The organism is Rhizomicrobium palustre, assembly GCF_011761565.1.
GTDB lineage: Bacteria > Pseudomonadota > Alphaproteobacteria > Micropepsales > Micropepsaceae > Rhizomicrobium > Rhizomicrobium palustre.
Genome location: NZ_JAASRM010000001.1, coordinates 1,927,230 through 1,948,925 on the forward strand (window position 1 = coordinate 1,927,230; position 21,696 = coordinate 1,948,925).

Annotated in this window: 13 protein-coding genes; 12 read left to right on the top strand and 1 reads right to left on the bottom strand. The window is 60.4% G+C overall.

Translation table 11 applies throughout. The annotated features are described in order from the left end of the window. Positions 1-64 precede the first annotated feature (64 nt). The 10 genes from FHS83_RS08730 (at position 65) to FHS83_RS08775 (ending at position 16,097) form a co-directional block, all read left to right on the top strand. Positions 65-2,062 (top strand): FAD-dependent oxidoreductase, encoded by a 1,998-nt coding sequence (locus tag FHS83_RS08730; RefSeq protein ID WP_167082602.1) that lies wholly within the window; start codon positions 65-67, stop codon positions 2,060-2,062. A 13-nt stretch (positions 2,063-2,075) separates the two neighbouring features. Continuing rightward, entirely contained in the window at positions 2,076-3,926 is a 1,851-nt protein-coding gene (locus tag FHS83_RS08735; RefSeq protein WP_167082603.1) for a [FeFe] hydrogenase, group A, read from the top strand. Positions 3,927-4,180: 254 nt separating this feature from the next. After that, complete coding sequence (locus tag FHS83_RS08740; protein ID WP_167082604.1) at positions 4,181-4,678, top strand: NADH-quinone oxidoreductase subunit NuoE family protein; 498 nt, start codon at positions 4,181-4,183, stop codon at positions 4,676-4,678. A gap of 11 nt (positions 4,679-4,689) precedes the next feature. Further along, entirely contained in the window at positions 4,690-5,901 is a 1,212-nt protein-coding gene (locus tag FHS83_RS08745) for a complex I 51 kDa subunit family protein (RefSeq protein WP_167082605.1), read from the top strand. An 11-nt stretch (positions 5,902-5,912) separates the two neighbouring features. Beyond that, entirely contained in the window at positions 5,913-7,811 is a 1,899-nt protein-coding gene (locus tag FHS83_RS08750; RefSeq protein ID WP_167082606.1) for a 2Fe-2S iron-sulfur cluster binding domain-containing protein, read from the top strand. Next, positions 7,774-8,922 (top strand): [FeFe] hydrogenase H-cluster radical SAM maturase HydE, encoded by a 1,149-nt coding sequence (gene hydE, locus FHS83_RS08755; protein ID WP_167082607.1) that lies wholly within the window; start codon positions 7,774-7,776, stop codon positions 8,920-8,922. The genes FHS83_RS08750 and hydE overlap by 38 nt, the downstream gene beginning before the upstream one ends. Then, positions 8,915-10,297 (top strand): aspartate ammonia-lyase, encoded by a 1,383-nt coding sequence (locus FHS83_RS08760; protein WP_167082608.1) that lies wholly within the window; start codon positions 8,915-8,917, stop codon positions 10,295-10,297. Before hydE ends, FHS83_RS08760 begins: the two co-directional genes overlap by 8 nt. Positions 10,298-10,417: 120 nt before the next feature. Continuing rightward, on the top strand, positions 10,418-11,665 hold the full coding sequence (gene hydF, locus FHS83_RS08765) for a [FeFe] hydrogenase H-cluster maturation GTPase HydF (RefSeq protein WP_208414331.1): 1,248 nt from the start codon (positions 10,418-10,420) through the stop codon (positions 11,663-11,665). A 120-nt stretch (positions 11,666-11,785) separates the two neighbouring features. After that, a complete protein-coding gene (locus FHS83_RS08770; RefSeq protein WP_167082609.1) occupies positions 11,786-12,982 on the top strand; it encodes an efflux RND transporter periplasmic adaptor subunit in 1,197 nt (398 codons plus the stop codon). Between the two features lie 28 nt (positions 12,983-13,010). Then, positions 13,011-16,097, top strand: coding sequence for an efflux RND transporter permease subunit (locus tag FHS83_RS08775; protein ID WP_167082610.1), 3,087 nt, complete (start codon positions 13,011-13,013; stop codon positions 16,095-16,097). Between the two features lie 237 nt (positions 16,098-16,334). Here the strand turns inward: FHS83_RS08775 and manD are convergent, their stop codons facing one another. Next, positions 16,335-17,549, bottom strand: a complete 1,215-nt coding sequence (manD, locus tag FHS83_RS08780) for a D-mannonate dehydratase ManD (protein WP_167082611.1) — start codon at positions 17,547-17,549, stop codon at positions 16,335-16,337. Positions 17,550-17,890: 341 nt separating this feature from the next. On the opposite strand from manD, the gene FHS83_RS08785 reads away from it, so the two are divergent. Next, positions 17,891-19,258, top strand: coding sequence for an MFS transporter (locus tag FHS83_RS08785; protein WP_167082612.1), 1,368 nt, complete (start codon positions 17,891-17,893; stop codon positions 19,256-19,258). Positions 19,259-19,345: 87 nt separating this feature from the next. Further along, positions 19,346-21,616, top strand: a complete 2,271-nt coding sequence (locus FHS83_RS08790; protein ID WP_167082613.1) for a glycoside hydrolase family 52 protein — start codon at positions 19,346-19,348, stop codon at positions 21,614-21,616. Positions 21,617-21,696 lie beyond the last annotated feature (80 nt).

The following is a 21,696-nucleotide window of genomic DNA, read 5'->3' on the forward strand; positions in this document are numbered from 1 at the left end:
CCTCATCAGGGTTCGCGTCCAGGCGAGGTCTCTCTGCATAACTAAAAAGCAGGGAACCAGGATTATGTCACATATCGTCTACGGCGTCTGGAACGGAGCCGTTCACGACTACCGCGATCCAACAAAACCGGCGCCGGAAAATCCCGTTGCGTTGAAAAACATCGACGTCTTCAACGAAGGAAACCCCGTGCGCGCTTTCGTCGGCGACCGGGGTTTTTTCGTGTTCGACAAGGGCGTCAGCCTGATCGATACCTTCTGGCGCTATATGGACAAGGCTGCTGAACAGTCTTGCGGCAAGTGCACCCCCTGCCGGATGGGCACGGTGCTAGTCCGTGATGCGCTCGCTTCCCTGCGCAAGGGCGAGCTTTCCGCCCTCAACCTTGATGATATCACGGCGCTCGCCCGCCAAATGAACGATACCTCGCTTTGCGGTCTCGGCATGACCTGCGGCCGGGCGCTGCTCGATGCCCTGGAAAATTTCCGTGACGAGTTCGAGGCCGAGATCGAAGAAGGCAAGCAACCCGATCAGGAAGGCATGGTCTATGTCACCGCGCCCTGCATCGAGGCTTGCCCCTCCAAGATCAACGTGCCGCAATACATCGATTACATCCGCGACGGTAAGCCGTCCCATTCGCTCGGCGTCATCCTGCAGAAATACCCGATGGCCGCCACCTGCGGCCGCGTCTGCGTGCGCTTCTGCGAAATGGCCTGCCGCCGTAATCTGGTTGACGAAGCGGTGGGCATCAAAACCCTGAAGCGCTATGTCGCCGACTATCAGAAAGACACCGGCGCGCTCACCTTCTCCAAGAGCATGATCGCCGAACCGCTGCCGTCCTCCTTCAAGGTCGCGGTTGTGGGGGCCGGCCCGGCGGGCGTATCCGCCGCCTATCACCTTCTGTTGCACGGCTATCATGTCGATATCTATGAAGCGATGCCGCAAGCTGGCGGCATGGCCGCGATCGGCATTCCCTCCTACCGCCTGCCGAAGGACATCCTGAAGTCCGAAATGGACATCATCACCGCGTTAGGTGGCCGCTTCCTCTTCAACCAGAAGCTCGGCAAGGATTATTCGGTCGACGATCTCTTCGCCAAAGGCTACCGCGCCGTGTTCCTCGGCCTTGGCTGCCAGGAAGGCACCAAGATGGGCGTCGCCAACGAAGACACCTCGCTCAAGGGGTATGAATCCGGCATCGGCTTCCTGCTCAAGGTGCATGACCATGTGGCGGGCATCAAGCCGGTCAAGCTGGAAGGCGATGTCGTGGTCGTCGGCGGCGGCAACGTCGCGATGGACTGCGTCCGCTCGGCTATCCGCATGGGCGCGCGCACGGTGCATCTCGTCTATCGCCGCACCCGCGATGACATGCCCGCCGACAAGGAAGAGATCACGGCCGCTGAGGCGGAAGGCATCGTGATGCATTATCTTACCAACCCGACCGAAATCCTTTCGGAAGACGGTAAGGTGGTGGGCGTGAAGCTGGTGCATATGCGCCAGACCGAGAAGGACGCCAAGGGCCGCCGTAATGTCGAGCCGATCCCCGGCACCGAACGCGTGCTGGCGTGCTCGACCGTGATCGCCGCCATTGGCCAGCAGGTCCAGTCCGGCGCCATCCAGGACAAGGATGGGGTCAAGCTCAACAAGTGGAAGTGCATCGACGCCGATCACGCCTCGCTGATGACCTCGCGCGAAGGTGTTTTCGCGGGCGGTGACTGCGAGACGGGTGCGGCGACGCTTATCAGCGCCATGGCGGCAGGCCTAAAAGCGGCGCGCGCCATCGACGATTGGGTGCGTCTCGGCAAGGTGCGGTTTTTCCCGCGCTCGCGCATGCGCCAGATCCTGAAAGACAACAACGTGCTCGCCCATGGCGTCGAGGAAATTCCGGTCAAGTCGGAATACCGCGTCCACCATCCCGAGCTTGATCCTGAAATCCGCAAGCAGATGTTTGAGGAGGTGGAGCGGCCGATCAGCCGCGAAGAGGCCTATCACGAGGCCAAGCGCTGCATGCGCTGCTATCGCGTCTATTCGGTGGTCACGGCGCAAGCCGTGCCCGAGTCCCACAATTAAGGAGCGCCCCACCATGGATAATCATCACAACAACGGCGGCGGCGAAAAGAAGATCCTGCACGCCACCATCAACGGCATGGCCGTCGAGGCCGAGGAAAACGAAACCATCCTGCATTGCGCCCGCCGCTATGGCGTCTATATCCCGACGCTGTGCGAGCTCGACGATATCGATCACACCCCCGGCACCTGCCGCGTCTGTCTGGTCGAGTTCGAAGTCACCAATGGCTCGGGCGTGAAGCTCGCCACCTCCTGCAATACACCGGTGGTGGAAGGCATGGTGGTGCAGACCCGCTCCCCGCGCGTCCGCAGCGCCCAGCGTTTGCAGGTCGAACTCCTCCTGGCTGACCACGATCAGGATTGCGCCACTTGCGTGCGCCACGGCAATTGCGAACTGCAAGACGTGGCCCAGTTCGTAGGCCTGCATGAAAACCGCTTCTTCAAGCCGGAATTCGTGGAGAAACGTCCGATCGACGATTCTTCGCCCGCCATGATCCGCGACATGTCCAAATGCATCCGCTGCCAGCGCTGCGTCGCGATTTGCCGCGAAGGCCAAGGCGTGGATGCGCTGGTGCAGATCGGTATCGGCCAGGAAAAGGCCGTCGGCTTGCGCAATGGTCTGAACCAGAAGGACTCTACGTGCGTCACTTGCGGCCAATGCGTGCTGGTCTGCCCGACCGGTGCGCTGGGAGAGCGTGACGAAACCGATAAGGTGCTCGATTGGATCTATGATCCCGAGATCGTCACCGTCTTCCAATTCGCCCCGGCTGTACGCGTGGCCTTTGGCGAGGAGTTCGGTCTTCCGGCGGGTGCCAATGTCCAAGGTCAGATCATCACGGCCCTAAAGCAGATCGGCGCCGATATCGTGCTCGATACCAACTTCGCCGCCGATTTGGTGATCATGGAAGAAAGCGCCGAGCTCTTGAAGCGGCTCTCCGCCGGCAAGCGCCCGACCTTCACCTCCTGCTGCCCGGCTTGGATCAATTTTGCGGAAATCCATTATCCGGAAATCCTGCCCTATCTCTCTTCGACCAAATCGCCGATGCAGTCGATGGGCGTGATCTGCAAAACCTATCTACCGGAAAAGATGGGCCTGGACCCGAAGAAGGTTCGCACCATCGCTATCATGCCCTGCACCGCGAAGAAGGACGAAGCGGCCCGCGGCCAGCTCAAGCTCGAAACCGGCGATGCCGAAATCGATGCCGTGCTGACCACCCGCGAATTCGCCCGCATGCTGCGCCGCGAGGGTGTCAACATCGCCAAATGCGAACCGTCGGATTTCGACAACCCGTATATGAGCGAGTTCTCCGGCGCGGGTGCCATTTTCGGTACCACCGGCGGCGTGATGGAAGCAGCCGTCCGCACCATGTACTACGTCGCCAATGGAAAAGAATATGACCTCATCGAATTCGAGCAGCTGCGCGGCTTCGATGGTGTGCGTTCGGCGACCGTCGATATGGGCGGCTCCATCGGCATCGTGAAAGTGGCGATGGCCCATGGGCTGAAGCCCGCGCGCGAACTGGTCGAGCAGGTACTCGCGGGTAAGGCTGATTTCGATTTCATCGAGATCATGGCTTGCCCGGGCGGCTGCGTCGATGGCGGCGGCAACCTTCGCTCCAAGAAGGCCTATATGCCGAACGCCATGAAGCGCCGCGGCACGCTCTACACGGTCGACCGTCAGCAGAAGGTCCGCCAGTCGCATAACAATGAGCAGATCAAAGCGCTCTATCGCGACTTCCTGGAGAAGCCGTATTCCGACAAGGCCCATCACCTCCTGCACACCATGTATAACGACCGCAAACTCGACCTGAAGCGGACAGTGAAGGAAATCTGGGACGATCTGACGATCTCCGATCCTCTGTATTAAAAAGCCGGTGGCGCGCCCGGGGGCGAGCCGCTGATAAGAACCAAGCCGTTGATACGGCTGTATCCTTGAGGGGGCCGAAAGGTCCCCTCTTTGTTTTTTGGGTCTTGATCTTTCGCAAGGAAAGAAAATTTCACCCCTGATTTTATGGGTTTGACCGGCGCGGGCCGGATCAAGCGGGACGTGTTCTTTCGAGCGTGTGCCCGGTCTTTTCGTTTGGGCATGCGCCGCCGTCCCTTTTTCGAGGGAGGAGCGGCATGGATGCGCAACAGCAATGGCGGACCGAGGTCGAACAGCTCGTCCGTGTCCATGGACGCAGCCGCACGGCCTTGATGCCGATCCTGCAGGATATCAACCGCGCCCATAGCTATATCCCGGAAGGCGCGATGCTGGCGGTCTCCTCCGCACTGTCTGTGCCACGCACCGAAGTCTATGGCGTCGCCAGCTTCTACGCCTATTTCAGCGTCAAGCCGCGCGGGCGTTATGTCATCCGCGTCTGCCGTACCATCTCCTGCGCCAAACAGGGCGAGTATCACCCCGCCATCGCCACCCTCATCACCGAGCTTGGTATCGGCTTTGGCGAAACCACGCCCGACGGCCTCTTCACGCTCGAGCAAACCAATTGCTGCGGCATGTGCGATCAAGGCCCCTCCATGGTGGTCAATGAAGACGTGCATGTGCGCCTCAGCGAGGCGAGCGTACGGGCGCTGCTGACTGAGTATCGCCAGCGTGCCGGAGCCGAATTGAAACATTAGGGGAGGCCAAAATGCCAGAATCCAAGATGGACCCGAAATCGGTACGCGGTTTTGTCGGCAACAAGCTCTCCTTCTCGGATATCTCCGCCAGCGAAGCCTTGAAATCCGCGGCGCAAATGGATGGCGAAGATATCGTCGCCATCGTCAATGCCTCCGGCCTTAAAGGGCGGGGCGGGGCAGGCTTTCCCACCGCCAAGAAATGGGAATATGCCCGCGGCCAGGAAGGCCATCCCAAATACATCATCGGCAATGCCGATGAGGGTGAGCCCGGCACGTTCAAGGACAGGCTGATCCTGACCGATTTTCCCGAACTCGTCTTCGCAGGCATGGCGATTGCTGGCCGCGCCGTAGGGGCGGAGTTCGGCATCCTGTACCTGCGCGCCGAATATGGCTGGCTGCGCGCCCATCTCGAAACCGCCATCGAACGCTGCCGCGACGAAGGCATGCTCGGCAAGGTGATCGGCGGGGCGAAGGATTTCTCCTTCGACATTTCCATCCGCATGGGCTCGGGCGCCTATATCTGTGGCGAGGAAACCGCGCTGCTGGAATCCCTTGAAGGCCGCCGGGGTGATGCACGCAACCGCATCCCCTTCCCGGTGCAGGCGGGCTATCTCGGCAAGCCCACCGTGGTGAACAATGTCGAGACCCTGGCCTGGGTGCCCTGCATTCTCCTGAAAGGCCCTTCCTGGTTTGCATCCCGCGGCACCCGAAAGGCGCCCGGCGCTTGGCTCTTTTCGGTCTCGGGCGATTGCAAGCGGCCCGGTGTTTACGAATATCCCTTCGGTACCTCGCTTCGCCAAATCCTCGCCGATGTCGGCGCGGAGGATGCCAAGGCGGTGCAGGTGGGCGGGGCGAGCGGAACTTGCGTGCCGCCCGCAGAATTTGACCGCACGCTCACACCCGGCGATCTTGCCACCGGAGGCTCGATTATCGTCTTCGGCCCGGGGCAGGACATGTTCGCGGTGGCGGAGAATTTCCAGCATTTCTTCGCCGATGAATCTTGCGGCCAATGCATTCCCTGCCGGGTCGGCAATCAGCGCCTTCTGGAAGCCATCGCGCGCATGCGCAAAGTAGGGCTCGACCGCGAGGCCGAACGCAATGTGCGTCAGCTCGCCCAAACCATGAGCGTCGCCTCAAAATGCGGTCTCGGCCAGATGAGCCCGCGTGCCTTTCTTTCCATCCTCAACACTTTCGCGGGCGATCTGCCTGCCAAGCATGCGTGAAGGGGATCACCATGGACGTCGAAACCATCACCCTCACCATAGACGGCAAAGACATCTCCGTCGCGCCGGGCACCACAGTCCTGGAAGCAGCCCGCATCGCGGGGATTCATATTCCCACCCTCTGCCATCACGACGATCTCTGCTCGGAAGCGCTGTATTCCCAGACCAGCGAGAGCGATCGGCCCAAGCATGAAGAAAGCGGCATGCTGGCGACGCCGTCCTCCTGCCGCCTCTGTCTGGTGGAGGTGGAGGGGCTTTCCAAGCTCCATGCCTCCTGCGCTTTGCCGGTGCATGGGCCGATGACGGTTCGCACCACCTCGGCCGCGATCCGCCATGCCCGCCGCGATATTCTCGAATTGATGATGAGCGAGCATTACGGCGATTGCTTCGCCTGCGCCCGCAACGGCACCTGCGAATTGCAAAAGCTCTGCGAGGATTACGGCGTCACCAGCGAGCGCTTTGGCCGCCCCCGTGCGCCGCTCTTCGACAAGGCCGCGCCCGGCAACATCATCATGCGCGACATGAATAAATGCATCCTCTGCCGTCGCTGCGTGCGCATGTGCGCGCTCTATCAGGGCGTCTATGCGCTGACCACCGAGGGGCGCGGCGATCACAGCCGCATCTCGACCTTCATGGGCCGAGAAATGAAGGATGCAGCATGCATCAATTGCGGCCAATGCATTAATCGCTGCCCAACCGGGGCGCTGACCGAACGCGACGACACCGAAGCGGTGTGGCAGGCGATCGAGGACCCGGACAAGATCGTGGTGATCCAGACCGCGCCTGCGCCCCGCGCCGCGATTGGCGAGGCTTTTGGCTGCGAGCCCGGCACCGCGCTCACCTATCAGCTCAACACAGCGCTGCGCCGGATCGGCTTCGACAAGGTGTTCGACACCACCTTCTCCGCCGACCTCACCATCATGGAAGAGGGCGCCGAGCTGCTCTCCCGGCTTTATAAAGGGCTTGTGCTCAAGGATAACGCGGCGCGGCTGCCGCAATTCACCTCCTGCTCGCCGGGCTGGATCAAATTCATCGAGCATTTCTATCCGGCGTATCTGCCCAACCTCTCCTCGGCCAAAAGCCCGCAGCAGATGATGGGCGCGGTGATCAAAACTTATTTCGCCGAAAAGAATGGCTGGGACCCGTCCCGCATCGTCTCGGTCTCGCTGATGCCTTGCACCGCCAAGAAATTCGAAGCGGCGCGGCCCGAGATGGATTCCAGCGGTTTCCGCGATGTCGATTACGCGCTGACCACCCGCGAGGTGGCGCGAATGCTGAAACAGGCGGGCATTGAACTACCCAAGCTGGAAGGCTCGCCTTTCGATGATCCCTTCGGCGTGTCGTCCGGTTCCGGGGTAATTTTCGGGGCGACGGGCGGGGTGATGGAGGCCGCGCTCAGAACCGTGGTCGAACTCGTGACCGGCGAAAAAGTGGAATACCTTTTCGACAAGGCCGACATCAAACCGGTGCGCGGCTTCGATGGGGTGCGGATGGCCGAAATCCCCATCACGTCGGTTGGGCCGGTGCCGAAGCTGCTCGCCCATCTAATGCCGGATTTCGACTGGCTGAAAGGCGTCACCCTCCGCGTCGGTTTGGCACATGGCACCATCAATGCCATGCGGGTGCTGCAGGATGTCGCTGAGGGCGGGCCGCTTTCGACCTGTCATTTCATCGAATTCATGGCTTGCCCGGGCGGCTGCCTGGGCGGGGGCGGGCAGCCCATTCCGACCGACCGGGAAATACGTACCGCCCGCGCCAAGGCGCTCTATGGCGAGGATGCGCATGACGTGGTACGCAAGTCTCACGAAAATGCGGATGTGTTACGCATCTATCGCGAGTTTTTCACGGAAGGGCCGCTAAGCCGCAAGAGCCATGAACTTTTGCACACCCGCTACAAAGAAAGGGTCTAGGCCTTCCTCGCCAGAATTCGCTGAACTGGCGGCAAAGCCGGAGCTCACGCGCGCCGATCTGATCAAGCTGCTCTCTGCCAAGGCGGAAGACGAAATCGAAGCGGTCCGTGCCGAAGCCGAGCGGGTGCTACTGGCCGAATGCGGCAATGGTGTTTACCTGCGCGGGCTGGTCGAAGCCTCCAACGCCTGCGCCTGCGATTGCCTTTATTGCGGCATCCGAAAATCCAACCGCGAGGTTAACCGCTACACGCTTTCGCTGGAAGATATCCTCTCCTGCGCCCGCCAATGCGCCGAGATGGGCTATGGCTCGATGGTGATCCAATCGGGCGAGCGTGCGGACAAGAAATTCATCGATCTCATCGAAGAGGCGGTGCGCCGCATCCGCATCGAAACGGTCAGCGAGAAACAGCCCGAAGGTCTCGGCATCACGCTCTGCATCGGCCAGCAGACGAAGGAAACCTATCAACGCCTCTATGCGGCCGGAGCGCATCGCTATCTGCTGCGTATCGAGAGCACCAATCCCAAACTCTTCGCAGCCATCCATCCCGCCGAGCAAAGCTTCGAAAGCCGGGTGGAATGTTTGAAGCTGTTGCGCGAGGTCGGCTATCAGGTCGGCACCGGCGTGATGATCGGCCTGCCGGGCCAAACCCTCGAAGACCTCGCTGACGATATTCTCTTCTTCTCCACCCTCGATATCGACATGATCGGCATGGGTCCGTTCATCCCGCATGCAGGCACGCCTTTGGGCGATTTGCCTTGCCCAGATGTGGCCGAGCGCTTACGGCTGGCTTTCCTGATGATTGCCGTGACGCGCCTCAAGCTTCGCGACGTGAACATCGCGGCGACCACCGCACTTCAGGCGCTCGATCCCATCGGGCGCGAAAAGGGCCTTCGTTTCGGGGCCAATGTGATCATGCCCCAGATGTCGCCCACCGAAGTGCGCGCTGATTACCAGCTTTATCCCGGCAAGCCTTGCATCGACGAGAATGCGAAAGACTGCCAATCCTGCCTGAATATGCGGGTGGAATTTGCGGGCCGCAAAATCGGGCTTTACGCCTGGGGCGACTCTCTCCATGCCAGGAAGCGTCAAACTGGGGGCGGGCATGGCTGAACGGCAGGAAAGCGATGGCCTCGGCGAAATTGCGATTGCCGACGGCGCTTTGTGGGGCATCCATACAGAACGGGCGCGGCTGAATTTTCCCACCACGGGGCGGCGCGTACCTTATGTGCTGATCGCCTCCATGGCGGTGGTCAAACACGCCTGCGCGGTGACCAATGCCGAGCTTGGGCATTTAAAGCGCGACGCCGCTGACGCGATTATTGCCGCTTGTGCTGAGGTGTGTGAGGGCGGGGCGATGGAGCGCCAGTTTCCGCTCGACGCGTTGCAAGGCGGGGCCGGCACCTCCACCAATATGAATCTCAATGAGGTGATTGCCAATCTCGCATTGGCGCATCTCGGCAAGGCGCCGGGCGACTATGCGAGCGTGCATCCCTTGCACCACGTTAATCTCCATCAATCGACCAACGACGTATATCCCACCGCCTTGCGCATAGCCGCGATTGCGGGCGTGCGGCGGCTCGCCGATTCCTTCGCCAAGCTGCAAGGCGCCTTCCAGGAAAAGGAAACCGCCTTTCAAGCGATCCCGAAAATGGGCCGCACCGAATTGCAGCCCGCCGTGCCGATGACGCTGGGCCAGGAGTTTTCCGCTTTTGCCGAAGCCATCGCGCGCGACCGCTGGCGCACCTTTAAATGCGAAGAGAGGCTCAGGCTCGTCAATCTTGGCGGCACCGCGATTGGCACTGGGCTGACCGCGCCGCGCGCTTTCATCTTCCGTGTCATCGAAGTCTTGCGCGCGCTGACCGGCATGGGTCTGGCACGCAGCGAAAATGTTATCGACGGCACGGCCAATGCAGATGCCTTTGTCGAGGTTTCGGGAATCCTCAAAGCCTCCGCCGCCAATCTCTCCAAGATCGCGGCCGATCTGCGTCTGTTGCATTTCCTGGGCGAAATCGCGCTGCCACCCTTGCAGGCGGGGTCCTCCATCATGCCGGGCAAGATCAATCCGGTGATGACGGAGTCGGTGATGCAGATCGCCATGGCAGTCAGGGCCAATGATGCGGTGATCGCCGAATGCGCCGCCCATGGCACGCTGCAGATCAATGAGTATATGCCGCTTCTGGCCTTCACGCTTCTGGAAAGCCTGGAGATGCTGAACTCCGCCGCGCGTGCTTTCACCAAACATGTTGCCGCTATCGAAGCGGATGCTGCGCGCTGCGCCGCGTATCTTTCCGACAGTCCGACGCTCGTCACCGCCTTTCTGCCCAAGATCGGTTATGAGCGCGCCGAGGTACTGGCGAAAGAATACGCCGTTGCCAAAGCCGGTAAGCCCGAACTTTCTTTGCGGGAGTTTCTGGTCTCGCGCCTCGGTCACGGCATCGTGGACGAAGTTCTCTCCGCACCCAACCTCATCAAACTTGGTCACTAGCTTCATGCGGAAGAGGGTCGGATAATTTTACGTCATGGCCGGGCTCGACCCGGCCATCCAGTCTTTTGCGTGGCCATGACGGTGATACAAAAACAAAAAGACAAATCGGGATTTGGAAACATGGATCTGCCGGTTACTCCTAAAGCCAGCCGCCTTCATATCGGCATCGCCGGGCGGGTGAATGTCGGCAAATCCTCTTTCCTCAATATGTTGGCGGGCCAAGACCTCGCTATCACCTCCGCTCTGCCGGGCACCACTACCGATGTGGTTGAAAAGACCATGGAGCTGTTGCCGCTCGGCCCTGTAACCCTGATCGATACGGCAGGTATCGATGATGCGTCCGAGCTTGGCAGCCAGCGCATCGCCATGACCCAAAAGGCGCTGCGCCGTGCCGACATATTGGCGCTGGTGGTCACGCCGGACGCCTGGAGCGCTTACGAGGATAATCTCATCAACGAGGCGCGCGCCGCCAAGGTGCCGGTCCTGATCGTGATCAATAAGACCGACCTTGCCGAGCCTTCGGCGGATTTTCTCTCGCTGATCGACGTCAAGCGGCTGGCCTGGATTTCCGGCAGCGCCACGGGCGGAGCTGCGGAAAGCTTCCGTCAAGCCTTCAAGGATGCGGTGCGCGGTCTTTTGCCCACATTATATACAGCACCACCGAGCCTTCTGGGCGATCTCTTGCCGCCGGGCGGTCTCGCGGTACTGGTGGTGCCGATTGATCTGGGCGCACCCGCAGGGCGATTAATCGTGCCCCAGGTCCAAGCTTTGCGCGATCTGCTCGATAGCGATGCCAGCGCTCTGGTGGTGAAGGATCGCGAATACGCCGCGACCCTTTCGCGTCTCAAAACGCCGCCTGATCTCGTCGTTTGCGATTCCCAGGTGGTAGCGCGTGTCGTTGCCGATACGCCGCAGGGTATTCCGCTCACGACCTTCTCGATCCTCTTTGCCCGTTTTAAAGGCGATCTCAATGCGCTGGCCCGCGGGGCAGGCGTTTTGAACCGGCTGAAGCCCGGCGATCGCATCCTGATTGCGGAAGGCTGCTCCCACCATCCCCTGGAAGACGATATCGGCCGGGTGAAAATTCCGCGCTGGCTCCGGCAATTTTCAGGCTGCGAACTCGATATATCCACCTGCGCCGGCCATGATTTCCCGGCCGATCTCAAGGATTATCGGCTTATTATACACTGTGGCGGATGTGTGATGACGCGCCATGAGGTCTTGGCGCGCATGGGTGAAGCCGAGACGGTTCAGACAGAAATGACCAATTACGGGCTCGCCATTTCGGTGCTTCAAGGGGTGCTGGAAAGGGCACTATCGCCATTTCCAGGCGCTTTAGCAGCCTATAAGGGGCATTTTGGTACGTAAAAACGCCTAAGCGGCCCTTGCAAGTCAGTTATTCTTCACTAGCTATTCCCCGTAATGTGACTGGTATTCGTCGGCGGAGGGCATTATCGCCCTGTCGCGCACATTTTTACGGGAATCACAATGGCACGCGAAGAAACCTTGCGCGACGGTAGCGCTCTGGCGATGCAGAGCTCTGGCCGCTTCATGACCGGCCGCATGCGCTGGGTTTTGATCATTTCCGGGATCGTCTTCGCGCTTTTGATCCTCTGGCTGAAATTCGTGCCTTGGCTGTTCATGAATGTGATCATGTCCAAGAGCGACTTTATCCAGCCGCAGGCGGTTTCGACCACCCATGCCGTCAAATTGCCGTGGCAAGGCCAGGTTTCCTCTGTGGGTACGTTGCATGCCGTGCAAGGCGCGGATATGGCCGCGGAAGTGGCCGGCATCGTCACCAAGATCAATTTCCAGCCCGGCCAGGACGTCCAGAAGGGTGATCTCCTCATCCAGCTGCGCGATGACAGCGACCGGGGCACGCTCGCCGCGCTGCGTGCCACCGCCGATCAATATACCGTGACCTACAAGCGCAACGCCGCGTTGGCCCAGTCCAACGCTATTTCCAAGCAGGCCTATGATCAGGCGCTCGCCAATTGGAAGTCGGCGGTTGCTCAGGCCGAAGCCCAAGCCGCGATGGTGGAGAAGAAAGCCATTCGTGCCCCCTTCTCGGGCCGCATCGGTATTCGTCAGGTGGATGTCGGCCAGTATGTCAATGCAGGCACCACGATGGTCACCCTGCAGCAGCTCGATCCCATCAATGTCGATTTCACCGTGGCCCAACAGCAGGCTGTGATCCTGAAGCCGGGCGATCCGATCACGGTGACGACCGACGCGGTGCCGGGCAAGGTCTTCAAGGGCAAGATCCTGGCGCTCGACCCCAAGGTGGATTCGGCCACCCGCAATGTTCGCGTGCGCGCCGAAATCAGCAATCCAGGCAAAATCCTCCTGCCGGGCATGTTTGCAAATGTCAGCACCGATATCGGCACGCCGCGTCCGCAGCTCACCCTGCCGCAGACCGCCGTCACTTATAATCCCTATGGTGACGTCGTCTATGTGGTGACGCCGGCCAAGAACGATAAGGGCAAGGACATTCTGGTTGCCAATCAGCGCTTCGTCACGGTTGGCGAAACCCGCGGCGACCAGGTGGCCATCCTGTCGGGGATCACCGAGAAAGACGTGGTCGTCAGCGCCGGTCAGCTCAAGCTGAAGAATGGCGCTGTCGTCTTCGTCAATAATTCGATCCGTATGCCCAATGACGCTGCGCCTAACCCGATCCAGCAATAGGCCCGTTTAAGAGATAGGCGCGACGCCCATGAATTTTACCGATCTCTTCATCAAGCGCCCGGTCCTTGCGATCGTGGTGAGCTTGGCCATTTTCGTGATCGGCCTAAGAGCAATCACCTCTCTGCCGGTACGCCAGTATCCGGTGATGCAGAACGCCGTGGTGACCATCACCACGGCCTATTACGGCGCCAGCCCTGAAACGGTGGCGGGCTTCATCACCACGCCGCTGGAAAACGCGGTCGCCCAGGCGGACGGCATCGACTACATGTCGTCCAAATCGGTGCAGGGGATGTCGACCATCACCGTCAATCTGCGCCTCAACCAAGACGCCTCCAAAGCGCTGGCGCAGATCATTACCCAGGTCAATTCGGTCAAGAACCAGATGCCACCGCAGGCGCAGGCCTCGGTGATCTCCATCGCGGTCGGCCAATCGACGGCGGCGCTCTACATCACCTTCAATTCCAAGGTGCTGCCGACCAACAAGATTACCGACTATCTGATCCGCGTGGTGCAGCCACAGATTCAGGCCGTGCCGGGCGTGCAGCAGGCCCAGATTCTCGGCGGCAAGACCTTCGCCATCCGCGTCTGGCTCGATCCCCAGAAGCTCGCCGCCTACAACCTCACGGCTACGGACGTTTATAATGTCCTTGGCTCGAACAACTATCTTTCCGCTGTGGGCCGTACCCGCGGGCAGATGGTGCAGATCAACCTGACCGCCTCGACCAATCTGCATTCGGTGGCGGAGTTCGAAAATCTCAACATCAAATCCAGCAACGGGGCCTATGTACGGCTCGCCGATGTAGCGCAGGTGACCCTCGGCTCGACGGATTACGATTCCCAGGCCCGCTTCGACGGTAACCAGGGCGTGGTGATCGCGGTCAACGTCACCCCCAGCGCCAACGTGCTGGATGTGATCAAGGGCGTGCGGGCGACGTTGCCCACCATCAATGCCCAGCTGCCGAAGGGGTTGGACTCCTTTGTCGCCTATGACTCGACCAAGTTCATCTCCTCGGCCATCGATGAGGTGGAGCACACCCTGATCGAGGCGATCATCATCGTGATTTTGGTGATCTTCGTCTTCCTGGGGTCTCCGCGCGCGGTGATCATCCCCATTGTGACCATCCCCTTGTCGCTCATCGGCGCGGGGATATTCATGATGGCCTTTGGCTTCACGCTGAACCTTCTCACCCTTTTGGCCTTCGTGCTTGCCATCGGCCTGGTGGTGGACGACGCCATCATCGTGGTGGAGAACGTCAGCCGCCACATCGAGGAGGGCAAGAGTCCCTACGACGCCTCGATCCTGGCGGCACGCGAGCTTGGCGGGCCGATCATCGCCATGGGTATCGTGCTCATCGCGGTCTATGTGCCGATTGGCTTCATCGGCGGCTTGACCGGCGCGCTCTTCACCGAGTTCGCCTTCACCCTGGTGGGCGCGGTGGCGATCTCGACCATCGTGGCCTTGACCTTGTCGCCTATGATGTCGAGCCGTCTGCTCCTGCCGCATGGTGCGCGCCGTTCCGATCTTGAGCGCCGCATCGTTACTTATATCGACGAGAAGTTCGAGAAGCTGCACACGGCCTACAGCAAGGCGCTGCATAGCGTTCTGAACGACCTGCGTGTGGTGGTGGTGTTTGCCGCGATCATCTTTGTGATGATCGGTTTCCTCTTCGTCTCGTCCAAGAACGAACTGGCGCCGAGCGAAGACCAGGGCTTCATGCTGGCCATGCTGACGCCCTCGCCGACCTCGACTCTGGAACAATCCTCTATCTGGCAGGCCCAGGCCCTGAAAGTGGCGCGGTCTTTCCCGGAGACGGACCACACCTTCCAGATCTCGTCCTCGACCATGAACCTGATGGGCATCGTCTTGAAGCCCTGGAGCGAACGCAGCCGTTCGGCCGATCAGATTCAGCAGTCGCAGGATAAGACCAAGGTCACGTTGCAGTCGGAACTCTCCAAGATCGCGGGCGTGCGCGCTGCGGCCTTCCAGATTCCGCCGCTGCCGGGCCCGGGTGGCCTTGGCGTCCAGTACGTCATTCAGACCACGCAGGGCTTCACCCAGCTCAACGAGGTGACGCAGAAGATCGTTGATGAAGCCGAGAAATCGGGCAACTTCTTCTACATCGACTCCAGCCTGAAATACGACAACCCGCAGATCGAAGTCGTGATCGACCGCGATAAGGTGGCGGGCATGGGGCTGACCATGAGCGATGTCGGCAATGCGCTGACCTCGATGCTGGGCGGCGGTTATGTCAACTACTTCGACCTTTCGGGCCGCGCCTATCAGGTGATCCCGCAGGTGCAGCAGAACTTCCGCCTCAATGCGAGCCAGCTCTCGAGCTATTACATCCGCTCGTCGAGCGGCTCCTCGATCCCGCTGTCCACCGTGGCGACGCTGAAGAGCAAGGTCACCCCGGAATCGCTCGATCACTTCCAGCAGCAGAATGCGGCCACTTTGACCCTCATTCCGCGGCCGGGCATCACCACGGGCGATGCCGTCAATATCCTGAACGGGATCGCCGAAAAGGTGATGCCGCCGGGTTATAAGGTGGACTATGCCGGTGCCACCCGCCAGTTCATGCAGGAATCGAGCGCGCTGATCGAAACCTTCGCTTTCGCGCTGATCATCATCTTCCTGGCGCTGGCGGCTCTGTTCGAAAGCTTCCGCGATCCTCTGACCATCCTTGTCTCGGTGCCGATGTCGATTGCCGGTGCGCTTCTCTTCGTCGCCTTGGGCGTCGGCGGGGCGAGCCTCAACATCTACACCGAGGTGGGTCTCGTCACCCTGATCGGCCTGATCTCCAAGCACGGCATTCTGATCGTGCGCTTCGCCAACGACCTTCAGATCCACCAGGGCTATTCCAAGCGCCAGGCGGTGGAAGAGGCCGCGGCGATCCGCTTGCGCCCGATCCTGATGACCACCGCAGCCATGGTCTTGGGCGTGATGCCTTTGATCTTCGCGGCGGGTGCAGGCGCGGCAGCGCGCTACAACCTCGGTCTGGTGATCGCGACCGGTCTTGCCATCGGCACGCTCTTCACCCTCTTCGTGGTGCCCGCGATCTACGTCCTGATCGCCCAGCAGCACAAACATGAAGAAGCTGAACCCGCAGCGCATTAAGCCGCTGAAGTTCTTCGAAAAAACGAAAGGCCGCTGGGAACAGCGGCCTTTTTTCTTTCGTCATGGCCAGGTCAGGTCCGGCCATGACGGGTAGAGTAGGGGGGCGATCTCCCAAAAACAAAAGGGCCGCCTTTTGGGCGACCCTTGGAATTCTTGCGATATAACGAATGTGGGAATTAGGGGCGCAGGGTTCAAGGGGTAATTCGAAAATTTCCTCGAACCCGGACCGCGCGCCCCTTACCAGTTACACATCGCGCCGCCCTGTTCCAGGCGGTTCACCGGCAAATACGCCCGCTTATAGGGATACTTGGCGGCTTCCTTCTCATCGATATCGCAGCCATGGCCCGGGGTTTCGCTCGGATGCATGAAGCCGTCCTCGAAGGTGTAATTGACCTTGAAGATGCTCTCCATCTGCTCGGAATGGGGCATGTGCTCCTGAATACCGAAATTATGGATCGCCATATCGAAATGCAGGGCGCTCGCCATGGTGATGGGGGAGAGGTCGGTGGCGCCATGAAAGCCCGTCTTCACATTGAAGAGATCGGCGAAATGCGCGATCTGGCGCAGATGCGTGATGCCGCCCGCATGCACGATGGTGGCGCGGATATAATCGATGAGCTGCTCTTGGATCAGGGTACGGCAGTCCCAGATCGAGTTGAAGATTTCGCCAATCGCCAAGGGCGTGGTGGTGTGCTTGCGGATGATGCGGAAGTTTTCCTGATTGTCGTCATCCACCGTGTCTTCCAGCCAGAAGAGGCGATAGGGCTCCAGATCCTTGCCGAGGCGCGCCGCTTCGATCGGGGTGAGGCGGTGATGCACGTCGTGGAGCAGATGCACGTCATCGCCCAAAACGCGGCGGCCCTCTTCGAAGAGCTTCGGCAGCGAGCGCATGTACTTCTCGGTCGACCAGAGGTTTTCGGTCGGGATATCGGCATCGGCGGGCTCGTAAGCCTCTTTGCCTTTCGGCACGCCATAGGTCGATTTCAGCCCCGGCACGCCCGCCTGCAAGCGGATGGCCTTATAGCCCATCTCCTTATGCTTCACGGCGTCTTCCAGCGTGTCCTCGATGGTTTTGCCATTGGCATGGCAATAGACCAGCACGTTGTCGCGGCTCGCCCCGCCGAGGAGCTGATAGAGCGGCAGACCCGCCACCTTGGCCTTGATGTCCCACAGCGCCATGTCCACCGCGGCAATCGCCGACATGGTGACCGGTCCCCGGCGCCAATAGGCTCCGCGATAGAGGAACTGCCAGATGTCCTCGATACGGTGAGCGTCGCGCCCGATCAGGCAGGGGATGACGTGATCTTGAAGATAGCTGGCTACGGCCAGCTCGCGGCCATTCAGGGTGGCATCGCCGACGCCATAGACGCCATCCTTGGTTTCGATCTTCAGGGTCACGAAATTGCGGCCCGGACTCGATACGATGACGCGGGCGGCTTCGATCTTGAGCATGGCAGTTCTCCCTGGGCGATGCTATTGTGACCGGTAACACAAGCGGTGGGGCAGGGCGAGTCAAGGGGCTGTATTGCCGGGGGCCAGCATGCCGCATCGCAGGATCGGTTTTCAAACGGCTTGGGCAGCGGCGGCGCTAAAACGCCCGTTGCTCTTTGATAACGCTAACACTAAGCTTTGTGTCCATAAACGAGCTGCCGGATGAACGCAAATGTGGAGGGGCCATTGCGATGCCCGCCCCCATTGCGAAGTTTGAGGCGGTCATAACAAAGTGAGGGCCGCCGTCTCCCAAGGAGCGAGCGGAAAAGAGCCCGGCAAAAGCCGGCGACAGGGAGGGATGAATGAGTCACAAACTTTCTTTCACCGAGAAGGCTGGCTATGCCCTCGGCGATCTGGCAGCCAATTTCGTCTTCCAATTCATGATCTCGCTGCAGGTGACGTTCTATGTGGACGTCTTCGGCCTGCCGCCAGATCAAGCCGCCTTCATGTTCCTGGTGGTCGGCATCGCGGTCGCCTTCGTCAACCCGATCATGGGCGTGATCGCGGACCGCACGGTGACCAAATGGGGTAAATTCCGCCCCTGGCTGATCTGGACGGCGCTGCCTTTCGGCGTCATCGGCGTCTTGACCTTCACCACCCCCGATATCTCGCCCGCCGCCAAGCTGATCTATGCCTGGGTCACCTATGCGTTGCTGCGCGGCATCTACACGGTCAACAACGTGCCTTACGCCTCGATCAATGCGGTGATGACCGATGATCCCGATGAGCGTAACTCGGCCTCGCAATTCCGTCAGATCGCGGCCAATTCCGCAGGCTTCATCGTCGGCGCCCTGGTGGTGCCGCTGATCAACATCTTCGCGGGCGGCTCCAAGAACCCGGCCGATCTGGCGCGCGGTTATCAATACACCATGGGCATTTTGATGGTCACCGCCATGGTGATGTTCGTGATCTGCTTCCTCACCACCAAGGAACGCATCATTCCCGATCCGCAGCAGAAGCGCTCGCTGAAGCAGGATGTGTCCGATCTCTTCTCGAACAAGCCCTGGGCGATTCTCTTCCTTGCCACGCTGTTCTATTTCGCCGCCCTCTGCATGCGCGGCAATGCCATGCTGCCCTATTGCAAGCTCTTCCAGGGCGATGAGAACATCTTCTCCTGGCTGAACGGTTTCGGCCTCGCCTCGCTGCTCGTCGGCGTCGCCTGCTCGAACTTTGTTTCGATCCGCATCGGCAAGAAGCATCTCTTCTTCATCTCCATGCTGCTTACCGGCCTTCTCACCGTTTCCTTGATCTTCCTGCCCGCGGGTAACACCCCGCTGGTGGTCGGTGTGGAAGTGCTGCGCCAGTTCTCCTTCGGTATCTCCGGTCCGATCCTGTGGTCGATGATGGGCGACGTCGCCGATTACGGCGAATGGAAGAAGGGCCGCCGCGCCGATGGCATCATCACCTCTGCGGTGGTGTTCGCCCTCTGGATCGGCCTCACCCTCGGCCAGGCGGCTGTGGGCGCGCTGTTCTCCTTCTATGGCTATGCCGCTGGCACCGCGACCCAGACTCCGGAAGCCGTTCATGGCGTGGTGTTGACCGGCGGTCTTTATGCCGGTGCCTGCTTCCTGATCGCTGCGGCGCTTCTCATGGTCTATCCGCTTAACCGCGCGGAAAATAAGAAGATCGCCGAGGATTTGATCGCGCGCCGCAAGGCCCGTCAGGCCTGATCGCCGCGCTTTATCTTAAGACCGGCAGCGCCCATGAAAACTTGGGGGCTGCCGGTGGTTCCCCCACAATAAAATAAGAGGAAACCCATGAGCATCCGCCGTCCGCTTTCCGGCCCGATCGGGTTCAATGCCCAGCATTCGCCTATGGGCGCCTTCATGAGCTTTACCTGCGGCAATCCCGGTACCAAAGGCGGTATCGGCCTGCAGATCGGCCAGCCCGCCGACCAGGAAGTCTTCATCGGCCTGATCGATGGCGACCGCTATGCCGACGCCACGCTGAAGTGTCTGCCCTTCTATGTCGGTGCGGCCTCCAACGCTGCCGAAGCCTTCATGGTGGAACAGGCTGGTCCCTCTGAAGCCAATGTGCGTCCGGATGCCGAACCCTTCGCCGAGAACGAAATCAAGCGCTCTTATGGCTGGGCGACCGATAGCTGGGAAGCCGGCGATCTCACCTTCACGGTTTTCTCGCCCTTCGGCCCGATCCCGGACCCCTCCAAGTCCTCCGACCGCGATATGCGCGATGCGCTGCGCCCCGCCGTGGTGGCTCAGCTCATCATCGACAATACCAAGGGCACCAAGCCCAAGACCGGCATCTTCGCCCTCAACCATTCGCGCCCCGGCCCACGCATGATCACCGACGATCTCGGCGGCTCGGCCCGTGTCGGTTTTGCCTTCCGCCGTGAGGCGGGTGTTGCCGCCGAGGTGGTGGATATCACGGGCAATGGTGCGAGCGATAAGCCGCATGCTTTCGGCTTCATGCGCTGGTCGGCGACGGATGGCATCCGCGAGAAGTTCAACCCCGTGCATCTGTTGGGTTCCTGCCCGGGCATCGGCTTCGAAGTTCCGGCGGGCAAGCGCTATGCGATGACGCTGGCGATCGGCTCTTATCTGGAAGCTCCGGTCACCACGGGCCTGTCGGGCAAGTATCTTTATACGCGCTACTACACCGATCTCACCGATGTGCTGCGTTCGACGCTGGATGCCGCTGCCAAGGTGATCGAAAAATCCGATGCGCTCGATGCCAAGCTCGAAGCCGCCACGCTCTCCGATGATCAGAAGTTCCTCATCGCGCACGCGACCCACAGCTATTACGGCTCGACCCAGCTCCTCGAAATCGACAAGCAGCCCTTCTGGGTCGTGAACGAAGGCGAGTACTGCATGATGAACACGCTCGACCTTTCGGTCGACCATGTGTTCTGGGAACTCGACCATAATCCCTGGGTGGTGAAGAACCTGCTCGATAATTTCGTCAGCCATTACAGCTACACCGACAAGGTGAAGGTCTATAAGGATGCGGGCGTGTCGGTGCACAGCTTCGACCATGACCCGAGCCAGCCGCCGCCCCCGCCGGATGCAGCCCAGCTCTCGCGCGCCTATGAGACGGCGCCGGGCGGCATCAGCTTCTGCCATGACATGGGTGCGCATAATAACTTCGCGCCCAAGGGCCGTTCCTCTTACGAGCTTGCCAACCTGACCTCGACCTTCAGCTATATGACGGTCGAACAGCTCTGCAACTGGACGCTGACGGCGGCCTGCTATCTCGCCAAGACGCGCGACACCTCCTGGCTGAAGAAGAACAAGAAGATCGTCGAGGAAGTCCTGGAAAGCTTCGTCAATCGCGGCGGCGAGGTGGGCTTTGCCCAGTTCGACTCCGACAAGACGGCGGGCGGCCAGGAAATCACCACCTATGACAGCCTCGACCATAGCCTCGCCCAGACGCGCAACAACGTCTATATGGCGGTGAAGTGCTGGGCCTCCTATCGCGCCCTGAACCTGTTGTTCCGCGACCTTGGCGACAAGAAAGCCGCCCAGAAGGCGCAGGAGCTGGCCGAGAAGGTAGCTGGTTTCGTCGCCGATCAGGCGGTCGATGGCGTTTTGCCCGCGATCTTCGAGAAGGACAATCCGGGCTACAATTCCCGCATCCTTCCCGCCGTTGAGGGCTGCGTCTATCCCTACTACTTCGCCAAGACCGGTTATGCCGGCATCAAGCCGGAAGAGGTGTATGCCAGCGCCGCCGAGAAGCGCATGTATGACGCGCTGAAGCTGCACACCGAAAAGCTGCTGCTCGACCCGGAAAAGCGCTCGGTCTTCGCCGATGGCGGCATTAAGCTCTCTTCTACGTCTAACAATAGCTGGATGAGCAAGATCTCGATCTTCCTCGATGTGACGCGCCGCGTGTTTGGTCTGAACGCCAATCCGGCGGTGGCTGAGGTGATCAAGAAGGCCGACGCCGCACATGTTACTTGGCAGGCAGTGGGTTCGGCCTATTGGGCTTGCTGCGACCAGATCGTGTCGGGCGAGGGTAAGGCGAGCCGCTATTACCCGCGCATCATCACCAGCGCGCTTTGGATCGACTAAGCGCCGCTGCGAGCATCAGGCGTTGGAACGGCCGGGCGAAAATCCGGCCGTTTCTTTTAAAAGCAAGAACACACGGGAGA

Coding starts and splice junctions, on each gene's coding strand:
- FHS83_RS08730 (WP_167082602.1), top strand. CDS start 65: ATGTCACATATCGTCTACGGCGTCTGGAACGGAGCCGTTCACGACTAC.
- FHS83_RS08735 (WP_167082603.1), top strand. CDS start 2,076: ATGGATAATCATCACAACAACGGCGGCGGCGAAAAGAAGATCCTGCAC.
- FHS83_RS08740 (WP_167082604.1), top strand. CDS start 4,181: ATGGATGCGCAACAGCAATGGCGGACCGAGGTCGAACAGCTCGTCCGT.
- FHS83_RS08745 (WP_167082605.1), top strand. CDS start 4,690: ATGCCAGAATCCAAGATGGACCCGAAATCGGTACGCGGTTTTGTCGGC.
- FHS83_RS08750 (WP_167082606.1), top strand. CDS start 5,913: ATGGACGTCGAAACCATCACCCTCACCATAGACGGCAAAGACATCTCC.
- hydE (WP_167082607.1), top strand. CDS start 7,774: ATGAACTTTTGCACACCCGCTACAAAGAAAGGGTCTAGGCCTTCCTCG.
- FHS83_RS08760 (WP_167082608.1), top strand. CDS start 8,915: ATGGCTGAACGGCAGGAAAGCGATGGCCTCGGCGAAATTGCGATTGCC.
- hydF (WP_208414331.1), top strand. CDS start 10,418: ATGGATCTGCCGGTTACTCCTAAAGCCAGCCGCCTTCATATCGGCATC.
- FHS83_RS08770 (WP_167082609.1), top strand. CDS start 11,786: ATGGCACGCGAAGAAACCTTGCGCGACGGTAGCGCTCTGGCGATGCAG.
- FHS83_RS08775 (WP_167082610.1), top strand. CDS start 13,011: ATGAATTTTACCGATCTCTTCATCAAGCGCCCGGTCCTTGCGATCGTG.
- manD (WP_167082611.1), bottom strand. CDS start 17,549: ATGCTCAAGATCGAAGCCGCCCGCGTCATCGTATCGAGTCCGGGCCGC.
- FHS83_RS08785 (WP_167082612.1), top strand. CDS start 17,891: ATGAGTCACAAACTTTCTTTCACCGAGAAGGCTGGCTATGCCCTCGGC.
- FHS83_RS08790 (WP_167082613.1), top strand. CDS start 19,346: ATGAGCATCCGCCGTCCGCTTTCCGGCCCGATCGGGTTCAATGCCCAG.